Source organism: Yoonia vestfoldensis DSM 16212, assembly GCF_000382265.1.
GTDB classification, from domain to species: Bacteria; Pseudomonadota; Alphaproteobacteria; order Rhodobacterales; family Rhodobacteraceae; genus Yoonia; species Yoonia vestfoldensis.
Map to the genome: position 1 here is coordinate 123,763 of NZ_KB907980.1, position 12,560 is coordinate 136,322.

At 65.0% G+C, this 12,560-nt stretch carries 11 protein-coding genes; 9 read left to right on the plus strand and 2 right to left on the minus strand.

Annotation, left to right across the window (positions count from 1 at the left end; all coding sequences use genetic code 11):
- The first annotated feature begins 6 nt into the window (after positions 1–6).
- Together H147_RS0109870 and trpE are read left to right on the plus strand one after the other, a co-directional pair.
- Positions 7–1,848, plus strand: coding sequence for a peptidylprolyl isomerase (locus H147_RS0109870; protein WP_019955201.1), 1,842 nt, complete (start codon positions 7–9; stop codon positions 1,846–1,848).
- Positions 1,849–1,855: 7 nt separating this feature from the next.
- The gene (gene trpE / locus H147_RS0109875; RefSeq protein ID WP_019955202.1) at positions 1,856–3,364 is read left to right on the plus strand and encodes an anthranilate synthase component I; all 1,509 of its coding nucleotides are present in this window, start codon (positions 1,856–1,858) and stop codon (positions 3,362–3,364) included.
- 3 nt (positions 3,365–3,367) lie between these two features.
- Here the strand turns inward: trpE and H147_RS0109880 are convergent, their stop codons facing one another.
- Complete coding sequence (locus H147_RS0109880; RefSeq protein WP_019955203.1) at positions 3,368–4,810, minus strand: divergent polysaccharide deacetylase family protein; 1,443 nt, start codon at positions 4,808–4,810, stop codon at positions 3,368–3,370.
- Between the two features lie 142 nt (positions 4,811–4,952).
- On the opposite strand from H147_RS0109880, the gene H147_RS0109885 reads away from it, so the two are divergent.
- The 7 genes from H147_RS0109885 to lexA all read left to right on the plus strand — a co-directional run bounded on the left by H147_RS0109885 (position 4,953) and on the right by lexA (position 10,429).
- A complete protein-coding gene (locus H147_RS0109885) occupies positions 4,953–5,534 on the plus strand; it encodes an aminodeoxychorismate/anthranilate synthase component II (protein WP_019955204.1) in 582 nt (193 codons plus the stop codon).
- Positions 5,531–6,544 carry an anthranilate phosphoribosyltransferase gene (gene trpD, locus H147_RS0109890; RefSeq protein WP_019955205.1) on the plus strand — a complete coding sequence of 338 codons (1,014 nt, stop codon included), beginning with the start codon at positions 5,531–5,533 and terminating at the stop codon, positions 6,542–6,544. Before H147_RS0109885 ends, trpD begins: the two co-directional genes overlap by 4 nt.
- Entirely contained in the window at positions 6,544–7,185 is a 642-nt protein-coding gene (locus tag H147_RS0109895) for a uracil-DNA glycosylase (protein WP_019955206.1), read from the plus strand. Before trpD ends, H147_RS0109895 begins: the two co-directional genes overlap by 1 nt.
- The gene (trpC, locus tag H147_RS0109900) at positions 7,182–7,991 is read left to right on the plus strand and encodes an indole-3-glycerol phosphate synthase TrpC (RefSeq protein WP_019955207.1); all 810 of its coding nucleotides are present in this window, start codon (positions 7,182–7,184) and stop codon (positions 7,989–7,991) included. The genes H147_RS0109895 and trpC overlap by 4 nt, the downstream gene beginning before the upstream one ends.
- Positions 7,988–8,464 carry a cyclic pyranopterin monophosphate synthase MoaC gene (gene moaC / locus H147_RS0109905; RefSeq protein ID WP_019955208.1) on the plus strand — a complete coding sequence of 159 codons (477 nt, stop codon included), beginning with the start codon at positions 7,988–7,990 and terminating at the stop codon, positions 8,462–8,464. The genes trpC and moaC overlap by 4 nt, the downstream gene beginning before the upstream one ends.
- Positions 8,461–9,633 carry a molybdopterin molybdotransferase MoeA gene (locus H147_RS0109910; RefSeq protein WP_019955209.1) on the plus strand — a complete coding sequence of 391 codons (1,173 nt, stop codon included), beginning with the start codon at positions 8,461–8,463 and terminating at the stop codon, positions 9,631–9,633. The genes moaC and H147_RS0109910 overlap by 4 nt, the downstream gene beginning before the upstream one ends.
- A 112-nt stretch (positions 9,634–9,745) precedes the next feature.
- Entirely contained in the window at positions 9,746–10,429 is a 684-nt protein-coding gene (gene lexA / locus H147_RS0109915) for a transcriptional repressor LexA (protein WP_019955210.1), read from the plus strand.
- On the opposite strand, the gene H147_RS0109920 is transcribed toward lexA, so the two are convergent.
- A complete protein-coding gene (locus H147_RS0109920) occupies positions 10,423–12,489 on the minus strand; it encodes a ComEC/Rec2 family competence protein (protein ID WP_019955211.1) in 2,067 nt (688 codons plus the stop codon). The two genes, lexA and H147_RS0109920, sit on opposite strands and share 7 nt — an antisense overlap.
- Between the last annotated feature and the right edge of the window lie 71 nt (positions 12,490–12,560).

Sequence of the window (12,560 nt, forward strand, 5' to 3'; positions counted from 1 at the left end):
GGCTGGATGGCACAGAAGAAAAAGACACGGATTGGCGCATGGATCATCGTGGGCGTCGTACTTGTCGGACTTGCGGGCTTCGGCACCGGTGGTCTGACCGGCAACGTCCGCACCCTCGGCACCGTGGGCGACAAAGACGTCACCGTCGCGTCCTATCAGCGCGCGCTGAACGAACAGATCCGCGCGTTATCGGCACAATTCGGAACGCAGATTTCCTTCCAGCAGGCACAGGCCTTCGGGATCGACCGGCAGGCGCTGTCTCAGGTTGTCCTGACCCGCACGCTTGACAACGAAGCGACGCAGATGGGCCTTTCTGCGGGCGACATGGCCGTGTTCGAAAGGATCAGCGCGATCCAGGCGTTTCAGGGTGCAGGCGGGTTCAACCGCGACACCTACCGCCTTGTGCTGCAACAATCCAGCCAGACAGAATCCGAATTCGAGGCCGAAATCCGCGAGGATCTGGCGCGCACCCTGCTGCAGGCCGCGATCGTCGCGGGTGTTCCGGGCTCTGCCGCCCCCGCTGATGCACTGGTGCGCTATGTCGCCGAGGCGCGCGACGTGACCTTGCTGCGGGTGGCAGCCGATATGCTGACAGCCCCCGTCCCCGGTGCAACGGACGAAGACATCGCCGCCTTTTACGACGCGAACGGCAACCAGTTTCTGCTGCCCGAAGCCCGCGAGATCACCTATGCTTGGATGACCCCGTCGATGATCCTCGACCAGATGGAGGTGACTGATCTTGCGATCGAGACGCTCTACCAGGACCGCATCGCCGAATTCGTGCAGCCCGAACGCCGCCTTGTCGAAAGGCTGATCTATGCCGATCCGGCCAATGCACAGGCGGCGGCGGACAGACTGGCGACCAACGAAGCGACCTACGATGCGCTGGTCGATGAACGCGGGCTTAGTCTCGCCGATGTCGATATGGGCGATCTGGGCCGCGATGACCTGCCGACAGAGACGGCGGACGCGGTCTTTGCAGCCACCCCCGGCGATGTGGTCGGGCCGTTTCCCACAGCACTCGGGGCGGCCCTTTTCCGCGTGAATGCGGTTCTCAATGCGCAGGAAACGACGTTGGAAGAAGCCTCTGACGGTCTGCGCGCCGAACTTGCCGCAGAAGCTGCACGGAGCGTCATCAACGAGGATTTCGACCGGATCACCGATCTGCTGGCCGGTGGTGCGTCGCTCGAGGATCTGGCCGACCGCACGGATCTTGTGTTGGACACGATCAGCTGGACCCCCGCCGTCACCGACGGGATTGCCGCATATGACAGTTTCCGCGCGGCAGCACAGGTCGCGACCGAAGGCGCGTTTCCCGAACTCGAGGTGTTGTCGGACGGCGGTGTGTTCGCCCTGCGTCTGGATAGCGTGACGCCCGCCCGCGTGCCGCCTTTGGAAGATATCCGCGAAGACGTCGCCGCCGCCTGGCAGCTACAGGCACAGCAAGACGCAATCCTTGCCCGCGCCGAGGAAATCGCCGCTGGTTGGGACGCGGAAACCGACCTTGCGGCCTTGGGCATCACCCCGCGCGTGGAAACTGGCCTGACCCGTCGCAGCTTTGTCGAAGGCGCGCCCGAGGGCTTTAACCAGACCCTGTTCGATCTGGCCTTGGGCGAGGCCCGCGTCGTGGACGCAGGCACCAGTGCGCTGATCGTGCGGCTGGATAATGTCACCGAGGCCGATCCGACCGCCACCGATCAAGCCGCACAGCGCGCGGCGATCTCGGATTCCATCGCTGCGGGCATCGCGCAGGACCTGTTCGACGCCTATGCGGTCTCGGTGCAGGAAAACACCCGCGTCACCATCAACCAGGCCACCGTCGACGCGGTCAACGCCCAGCTTCAATAGGTGCGCCATGGCATTATCGCCGGATTATGACAGCTTTGCCCGCGCGTATGACGCGGGCGAGAACCAGGTGGTCTATACAAGGATCGCCGCCGATCTGGACACGCCGGTATCCTTGATGCTGAAACTGTCCGAGGCGGGCACCAACGCCTTCATGCTCGAAAGCGTGACGGGCGGCGAAATCCGTGGCCGCTATTCGATCATCGGCATGAACCCCGATCTGGTCTGGGACTGCCGTGGCACCACGTCGCGCGTTAACCGCTCTGCCCGTTTCGACGCCGATGCGTTTGAGGTCATGCCGGGCGATCCGCTGGCAGCACTCCGCGCCATACTGGCCGAATCGCGGATCGACCTGCCATCGGGTCTGCCTGCGGCTTCGGCGGGGCTGTTCGGCTATCTGGGCTATGACATGATCCGGCTGGTGGAACATCTGCCCGATGTGAACCCCGACCCGCTTGGCCTGCCCGATGCGATCATGCTGCGGCCCTCGGTCGTGGCGGTGCTGGACGGCGTCAAAGGTGATGTGATCCTTGTGGCCCCCGCCTATGTGCGATCTGGCCTGTCCGCCAAGGCCGCCTATGCGCAGGCCGCCGAACGGGTGATGGACGCGCAACGTGCGCTGGACCGGTCCCTGCCCCAGCACAGCCGTGCATTGGCCGATCCGGCATCTGTTGCGCCGCCCATGTCGAATTTCACCCATGACGGATATTTGCAGGCGGTGGAAAAGGCCAAGGAATATATCCGCGCGGGCGACATCTTTCAGGTGGTGCCGTCGCAGCGCTGGACGCAGGAATTCCGCGAACCGCCCTTTGCGCTGTATCGCTCGCTCCGCCGGACCAACCCGTCGCCCTTTATGTTCTTTTTCAACTTCGGCGGCTTTCAGGTGATCGGCGCGAGCCCCGAAATCCTTGTGCGCGTCTTTGGCAACGAGGTCACGATCCGCCCCATCGCAGGCACCCGCCCACGCGGGGCGACCCCCGCCGAGGATGACGCGAACGAGGCCGATCTGCTGGCGGATCAAAAGGAACTGGCCGAACATCTGATGCTGCTTGATCTGGGGCGCAACGACACCGGCAAGGTTAGCAAGATCGGCACCGTGCGCCCGACCGAACAATTCATCGTCGAACGCTACAGCCATGTGATGCATATCGTGTCCAACGTCGTGGGCGAATTGGCCGAGGATCAGGACGCGCTGAGCGCCTTTTTCGCAGGCATGCCCGCAGGCACGGTATCAGGCGCGCCCAAGGTCCGCGCGATGCAGATCATCGACGAGCTGGAACCCGAAAAGCGCGGCGTTTACGGCGGCGGCTGCGGCTATTTCAGCGCGAACGGCGATATGGATATGTGCATCGCGCTGCGCACGGCCGTGTTGCAGGATGAAAAGCTGTATATTCAGGCCGGTGGCGGTGTCGTTTATGACAGCGACCCCGAGGCGGAATATCAGGAAACCGTCCACAAATCGAACGCCATCCGCAAGGCGGCGGCTGACGCGCGCATGTTCAAGGGCGGCGGGAATTAGGGACTATTCCGCGATCTGTTCCAACAGGATCGCAGACACCGGGGCCAGCGCGATCTGGGCAGGATCGGTGCGTTCGGCCCAGTTGCGGATCGCGGCCAGCGTATCTGGCGTGGTGCGCCCAAGCAGGACCGCGTTGCCCGATTGCCGCGCGCGGAGCGCTGCCTGCTGCAAGCTGCGCTCGATCGCATCCCGGCTCTCGCCCGCGCCATCGAGTTCGCGCGCGATATTCGCCACCGGCACCCCATCGGTGACGACATTGCGCAACGCACCGCCCAGACCGCGCGGCACGGTGACGAAACCACGCCCTTCATCGGCCATCAATTGTATCGCCTGATCGGCCAGCGCACGGTTCGTCACCTCCGGCCCGGTGCCATCCGAAAACAAGGCGATCGCTTCGGGCACCAGACCAAAGGCCGCGATATAGGTCGTTTCGAGGTCGGACGGCTGTGCGCCCTGCGGCAAATCGGCCTGCAAAAGCACTTCGATCCCGGCGTCACGATAGGCACGCATCCGGGCATTGACGTCAGGGGCCGACGCATTGAGCACGATCGTCGGCACGAAGGGCAGCCCGCTCAGGACGGCGGGCGCATCGAGGATCATCGCGTTGTCCAGCAGCACGACCGCAATCATCGGCAGGTCAGCGGCATAGTCGAAATCGGCGGCATAGCGCGCCAGCGGGGACATGTCTTCGCTACCGGGCACGGCCTCTGCGGGGGCGTCGATGGCGGGCGCCGCGCCGGGGCGGTTGACACGGATGGATGGGACGGATTGCGGCAGTGACGTCGTTGCGTCTTGCAAAGGGGCCGGCATGTTGTCGGCCTCCGGCGCGGGCAGCGCGTCGTCAGGCAGGATCTGCGGCAGCTCGCCCGAGGATGCGGGCGGTGCCGAATTGTCCTGCACGCCAGCAAGTCCGCGCAACGCAGGTGGCGCGGGCTCTGCCGGACGGGTCTGGATCAGCACCTCTTGATCCTGCACGGGCAGCGCGGGGGCCACGACAGCCAGTGGCGGCGACACCGGCACATCGGGGGCAACATCAAAGGCAAGGCCGGTCATGGCGGCCGGAACGGGCAATGCCGCGGACAGGATCACGGTCGCGGGTGGCACAGTGCTTGCGACATCGGGCGCAGGTGCCGGTTCGGCCACAGCGGGCGCAGGTTCGGGCAAGGGAACGATTGCCGCGACGGCTGGCGCTTGGGGGACGGCAGGCGCGGTCAGCGGCTCTGGCGCGGGGTCAGTGGCGGCGGTCTGTGGCGCGGGCAGCGCCGCGGGTACCGCGACCTCGGGCGTCTCGGGCAGCGGTGCAGGCACTGCGGTCTGGGCGATCTCGGTCTGGGGTGGCAGTGGTGGCTGGCTGCCGCTGGTCTGATCCGCCGAGACCGATGCCACGACAAGCGCACCGCCTCCGATCAAGGTCGCCCATAACCCGCCTGTCAGAAATGCCCGCATGTGACTGCCATCCTTGTTGCAATTGTGCCCGCCGCCTTGGGCCTTGACGCGGCGACGCCTGTCGGCCCATGTATGGCAGCGCTTATACCGTCAGCTTGGCCTTCGGCGGTAGCCCCAAATTTCATACCCGCGGGATCGAACCATGCTGCTTCTGATCGATAACTATGATAGTTTTACCTACAATCTGGTGCATTATCTAGGCGAACTTGGGGCAGAGGTACTGGTCCGCCGTAACGACGCGCTGGATGTGCAGCAGGCGATGGCGATGCGCGCGGATGCTATCGTGCTGTCGCCTGGGCCCTGTGATCCCGCACAGGCGGGTATTTGCCTGCCGCTCGTTCATGCCGCTGCCGAAACCGGCACACCGCTGCTGGGCGTTTGTCTTGGCCATCAGGCAATCGGCGACGCGTTTGGCGGCAATGTCGTGCGCTGCCATGAAATCGTGCATGGCAAGATGGGCCAGATGCGCCATCAGGGTCAGGGCCTGTTCGCGGGCCTGCCCAGCCCTTTTGCCGCCACACGTTATCATTCGCTGGTCGTGGACCGCCCCACCCTGCCCGCGTGTTTGTCCGTGACAGCCGATCTGGACGACGGCACGATCATGGGCCTGCAGCACAAGACCCTGCCGATCCACGGTGTGCAATTCCACCCCGAAAGCATCCGGTCCGAACACGGGCACGCCTTGCTGCGCAATTTCCTTGACCTTGCCAAGGTGCCCGCATGACCGAGGCGATGAAACCGCTGATTTATGCCGCCTCCGAAGGACCGTTGTCGCGCGCGCAGGCCGAGGAGGCGTTCGGCCATCTGTTCGCGGGCGCGGCCACACCAGCCCAGATCGGCGGGTTGCTGATGGCTTTGCGCGCGCGCGGTGAATCCGTCTCCGAATACGCCGCCGCTGCCGCTGTGATGCGTGCGCATTGTGTCCCCGTCAAAGCGCCCGACGGCGCGATGGACATCGTCGGCACCGGCGGCGACGGCAAACATACGCTGAACATTTCCACAGCCACCGCCTTTGTGGTCGCGGGCGCAGGTGTTCCGGTGGCCAAACACGGCAACCGCAACCTGTCATCGAAATCTGGCACGGCGGATGTGCAGTCGGCGCTTGGCATCAACGTCAACGTCGCCCCCGATGTGGTGGAACGCGCCATTGCCGAGGCGGGGATCGGATTCATGATGGCTCCGCTGCATCATCCCGCCATGCGACATGTCGGCCCCGTCCGGCTGGAACTTGGATGCAAGACGATCTTCAACATATTGGGACCATTGACGAATCCTGCCGGTGTGAAACGCCAGCTGACAGGGGCTTTTGCCATCGACCTGATTTTTCCGATGGCCGAGACCCTGCAACAGTTGGGCACCGAAAAGGCGTGGCTGGTCCATGGCGGCGATGGCACAGACGAGATCAGCATCAGCGGGCCGACATCCGTGGCGGTGCTGGAAAACGGCAAGATCACCAGCCGCCAGATCCACCCCGAGGATGCGGGCCTGCCCGAACATCCGTTCCGCGACATCATCGGCGGCACGCCCGAAGATAACGCGCAGGCGCTGCGTGCGCTGCTGGACGGCGCGGCCGGTGCATACCGTGACGCGGTGCTGTTCAATGCCGCCGCCGCCTTGGTCGTGGCCGACAAGGCCGCGAACCTGCCCGCAGGCGTAGAGATTGCCCGCGACAGCATCGACAGCGGCAAGGCCAAGGCAGCACTCGCCGCATTGGTGCGCGTCACGAACGGGTGATGTTCGATCTTTCCCGTCTTGGCGACTGGCGCGACCTGCCTTTTTTCACCGACGATCTGCCAAGGATCAGCGCAACGATTGGCGCGGATATCCTGCCGCCGCCCGCGCTGACCTTTGCCGCGCTGGAGCGTTGTCAGCCTGCCGCGACAAAGGTCGTGATCCTCGGGCAAGACCCCTATCACACGCCGGGCAAGGCGGACGGGCTGGCCTTTTCGATCAACCCCGGCTTCACCGGAAATCTTGCAAGCCTCGGCAATATCTTCAAGGAAATACAGGGTGATACAGGCCAAAGCCGCAGTAAGACAAACCTGCACGATTGGGCCGATCAAGGCGTGCTGCTGCTGAACACCGCGCTCAGCGTGGCACCCGGACAGGCAGGCGCACATGGCAAACTGGGCTGGGACGTGCTGGTGCGGCAGGTGCTGGCGCGGCTTGACCCCGCGCCGCGCGCTTTCATCCTCTGGGGTGCGCAGGCGCGGAAATACGCAGACCCGCTGGCCGCGCATCACCTGATCCTGACCTCTGCCCATCCGTCGCCCCTGTCGGCGCATCGGGGGTTTTTCGGGTCGCGCCCATTTTCAAATGTGAACGACTGGCTTAAGGATCGGGGGGACATTCCAATCAACTGGGCGGACCCATGACCGACATCCTTGCCAAGATCAAAGACTACAAGCTGGCGGATGTGGCGGAACGCAAGGCCGCCCTGCCTCTGGCCGAAGTCGAGGCGCGGGCGCGTGCCGCCTCTCCGGTGCGGGGTTTCGCGAATGCCCTCGCCGATGCCAGTCGCGAAGGCTATGGCCTGATCGCCGAGATCAAGAAAGCCAGCCCGTCCAAGGGCCTGATCCGCGCCGATTTCGACCCTGCCGCCTTGGCGCAGGCCTACGAACAGGGTGGCGCGACCTGCCTGTCGGTGCTGACCGACGCGCCGTCCTTTCAGGGCGACGACAGCTATCTGGTCGCCGCGCGCGACGCCTGCGCTCTGCCCGCCCTGCGCAAGGATTTCCTCTACGACCCATGGCAGGTCGCGGAATCCCGGGCGCTCGGGGCAGATTGCATCCTCATCATCATGGCCTCTGTCAGTGACGCGCAGGCGCAGGAACTGGAACAGGCCGCCATCGACTGGCAGATGGACGTGCTGATCGAGGTCCACGATCAGGCCGAGCTTGAACGCGCAACCCTGCTGACATCGCCCCTGATCGGGATCAACAACCGCAACCTCAAGACCTTCGAGGTGACGCTGGATACCACGCGCATCCTGTCCAAACGCGTGCCCGAAGACCGGCGCATCGTTTGCGAAAGCGGGCTGTTCACCCCCGAGGATCTGGCCGATATGGCCCGCTATGGCGCGCGCGCCTTCCTGATCGGCGAAAGCCTGATGCGACAGGATGATGTGGCCAGCGCCACCGCCCGCCTGCTGGCCAACCCCTCGACGGGGGCGATGCTGTGACAGGCCTCACGCATTTCGACGCCGAAGGTCAGGCGCATATGGTCGATGTGTCGGACAAACCCACAACCAACCGGATCGCCGTGGCCGAGGCGCATATCGTGATGACAGCCGCGACGCTGGCTCTCATCACCGAAGGCCGCGCGAAAAAGGGTGACGTGCTGGGCATCGCGCGGATTGCGGGCATCATGGCGGCCAAGAAAACCGCCGATCTGATCCCGCTCTGCCACCCTTTGCCGATCACCAAGGTCAGCATCGACCTGACGCCCGACACCGCCCTGCCCGGCATCCGGATCAGCGCCACGGTCAAGACCAGCGGCCAGACAGGGGTCGAGATGGAGGCCCTGACCGCCGCCAGCACCGCCGCCCTGACCGTCTATGACATGGTGAAGGCCGTGCAAAAGGACATGGTCATCGGCGGTTTGCGCGTCACACTGAAGGACGGCGGCAAATCGGGCCGGTTCGCGGCGCCATGATCACAGTCGAAGAGGCCCTGCGCGACCTCTTCGCGCTTGTCACTCCGCTGCCATCCGAGGAGGTGCCGCTGCGCGCCGCCGCCCACCGCGTGCTGGCCCGCGATGTGACCGCCCGCCGCGACCAGCCGCCCTTTGCGGCCTCGGCCATGGACGGCTATGCAATCCACGCCGCCGATCACCATCAGGGGGCCACGCTGACCGTGATCGGCGAATCCGCGGCGGGCCACGGCTGGCACGGCACATTGGCGCAAGGGCAGGCCCTGCGGATCTTCACCGGCGCGCCAGTCCCGGACGGGGCTGCCCACGTCGTCATTCAGGAAAACGTCGCCCGCGACGGCGACCGGATCACCATCACCGATGCACAGGACAGCGGCAGCAACATCCGCCCCAAGGGGGGCGATTTCGCGCAGGGCACCGCGATCACAGCGCCGCATCGCCTGACGCCCACGGATATCGCCCTGCTCGCGGCGATGAACATCGCCCGCGTACCCGTCACCCGCAAACCCGTGGTCGCGATCATCGCGACGGGCGACGAACTGGTGCAGCCGGGCGACAGCCCCGGCCCCGACCAGATCATCGCCTCCAACAGTTACGGCCTTGCCGCCCTGGTCGAAGCGGAAGGTGCCATCGCGCGCCTTCTGCCCATCGCGCGCGACACTGTCGCATCGCTCGAACAGACCTTCGCGCTGGCGCAAGGCGCGGATCTGATCATCACCATCGGCGGCGCCTCGGTGGGCGATCATGATCTGGTCGGACATGTGGCGCAAAGCCTTGGGATGCAACGCAGCTTTTACAAGGTCGCGATGCGGCCGGGCAAACCGCTGATGGCGGGCCGCATCGGCACCGCCGCGATGATCGGCCTGCCCGGCAACCCCGTATCTGCCATGGTCTGCGGGCATGTTTTCCTGCTCCCCGTGATCCGCAAGATGCTGGGGCTTGGCGCGCATCCCGCACCGCTGCAAACCGCGACCCTTGCCCATGACATCGGCGCGAACGGGCCGCGCGCCCATTACATGCGCGCAAATCTGAGCGCCGCCCGTGTGACAATTTTCGACCGGCAGGACAGCAGCCTGTTGACCGTGCTGGCGCAGGCGAACTCACTTGCTCTGCGCCCGCCGCATGACCCCGCGCGCAGCGCAGGCGAGAGCGTCCAGGTCCTGTCGCTCTGACATCTTCTCTTTTCCAAAAATACTCCCGCGCGGCGCGCGTCAATCGCAAGGCGATTGACACAAAAGGGGAACATGGGTAGAACATAAGCAAAACCAGCCCAAGGATTTCGCCATGTTGACCAAAAAACAGCTCGACCTTCTGGCCTTCATCCACACGCGGGTGCAGCGCGACGGCGTGCCCCCCAGTTTCGACGAAATGAAAGAAGCTCTCGATCTGCGGTCGAAGTCCGGGATCCACCGATTGATCACGGCACTGGAAGAACGCGGTTTCATCCGCAGGCTGGCGCATCGCGCGCGCGCGCTGGAAATCGTCAAACTACCCGACAGCATGATGGGCAGCGGGTTCCAGCCCCGCGTGATCGACGGCGACCGCCCCGCCAGCAAACCCGCCGCCGCGATGATGGTCGAAGGCGGATCGATGTCGCTGCCCGTCATGGGCCGCATCGCCGCCGGTGTCCCGATCGAGGCGATTTCCGAAGTGTCGCACCATGTCCATGTGCCGCAGTCCATGCTGGGCAAGGGCGAACATTACGCGCTTGAGGTCAAAGGCGATTCCATGATCGAGGCGGGAATCAACGATGGCGATGTCGTCGTGATCCGCGAAACCAGCACCGCTAACAACGGCGATATCGTCGTGGCCCTTGTCGAAGGGCAGGAAGCGACGTTGAAACGGTTCCGCCGCACCGGCAGCGCCATCGCGCTGGAGGCGGCGAACCCCGCCTATGAAACGCGTGTGTTCCGTGACGATCAGGTCAAGGTGCAAGGCCGTCTGGTGGGTTTGATCCGCACCTATTGACGCGACAGCAGAACGGCTTCCTCGGGCGCACCGGTGCGCCCGTTCCACGGCCTGTTGCCCGCCCGCGCCTCTGCCGCGTCAATGCGCAGATCACCCGCCTCGGTCTGCCCCAGCGCGAGCGCGCCCGTGTCGCGCAGCCGGATCACGTCATAAACAAGACAGGGGCGCGCAACCTCATCCGCCTGATTGACAACCAGCACATCCGCGCCGTCACAGCCTTGCAGATCGGCCAGCGCGGTCTTACCCGACACCTGCAAGATCCGCCAGTCCCCCAGCATGGCCGTCACCACGCGGCCATCACGCTGCAATCCGCCCCGCGCGGCGGCGATGTCCTGTGCGACCGGCGCACCATCGTTTTCAAGCCAGATCCCCGCCACGAAACTGCCCCCTGTCGGTTTGGACAGGCTCCGCCCCTCGGGTCCCATCAGCCCCAACAACGCGCCATCATCGGCGATCAGCAACGCAGGCCGCGTTCCCTGCTGCCAGATCACGAAGGGCAGCACGGCGACGGCAAGCCCCGCAAAACGCAGCCGCCCCTGCCACAGGATCAGCCACAGCAGCGCCAATGTCAGCAGCGGCAAGACGAGGCCGGGTGGTGCGATCACGTGGCTGACGGCATGCGGCTGGGCTGCCGCCGTTGCGGCCACGAACAAGATCCAGCGCAACCCCGGTTCCATCAGCGCAAAGCCGATCCATTCCAGCCCAACGGGCGCAAGACAGGCCGCCAGCACCGCCGCCGGCATGACCAGCACGCCCATGAGCGGGACGCTCACCAAATTGGCGATCAGGCCGTAATGCGACACCATGTTGAAATGCGCAGCAGCATAGGGGGCGGTCGCAAGGCCAGCGACAAATGACGACAGGAACACCGACAAGACCGGACGCGTCCAGCGCGGCAGCCGGTAAAGATCGACACCGCGCAACGCGCGGAACACCGCAACAAGCGCGACAGTGGCCGAAAACGACATCTGGAACCCCGGGCCGGTCAAGGCATCGGGCTGCCAGACCAGCACGATGATCGCGGCGATGGCGACCGCCCGCAACGTCAACGCACGCCGCCCCAAGAGCACCGCCACCAACATCACCGCCACCATGATAAACGCCCGTTCAGTCGCGACATTCCCCCCCGACAAGGCCAGATAGAAGGCCCCCACGATCAGGGCCGCGACAGCCGCGATCTTTTTCGTGGGCCAGCGCAGGGCGACATAAGGAACCAGCGCCAGCCCATAGCGGATCACCGCAAAGACAAAGCCGGTCAATAGCCCCATATGCAGCCCCGAAATCGCCAGCAGATGCGCAAGGTTCGACGCACGCAGCGCATCCAGACTGGCCTGCCCCATGCCGGACCGGTCGCCCGTCATGATCGCGGCGGCAAAGGCCCCCGGCTCGCCGGGGATCGCCTCCTGCACGGCGCGCGAAATCGCCATGCGTGCCGCGAAAATCCGCATCATGGCGTCCGGCGCGTCGGGCTGCGCCAGCCGCAGCACGGGGGTGCGGGTATAGCCGACCGCCCCCAACCCCAGAAACCATGCGTGGCGCTGAAAATCAAAGCCGCCCGGTTCGGCAGGACCTGCGGGCGGTGACAGATGGCCGGTCATGATCAGCACCTCGCCGGGCCGATAATCGGTCAGCATCTGATCGCCGTGGACCGATACGCGCACACGGGCGGGCGTGCGGTGAGGTGACATCCGCTCAAGCACTACACGGTCGAGTGTGAGGCGGACCGCATCGCTGGCCGAGCGGTCGATATTGACCACGCGCCCTTCGATCGCGCCGTAATAGCGGAACGTCAGCGCAGGGGCTGCGACGGCTTCGGTCCGGTATTTCGCAATGCCCGCGCCTGACAGGGCGATGACCAGCGCAAGCATGACAGGGCGGTAGGCGACCGTGGCAAACCGCAGCGCCAGCCCCAACCCCAGCGCCAAAGCGCCGCCCGCCGCAAAGATCATATCGGTCGGTTCCTGTATCTGCGCGAAATACCACCCGATCCCCAGCGCGAGGCAGACAGGCACCCAGCACAACAGGCGCCCGCGCTGCGCCAAAAGCGCGTCTTCGACCACGGCTCGCACTTGTTCTTCGTCCTTCGGCTGGCTATCCCCAAGGGGCACCGGCAGATTAGTCCAAAGTTGGT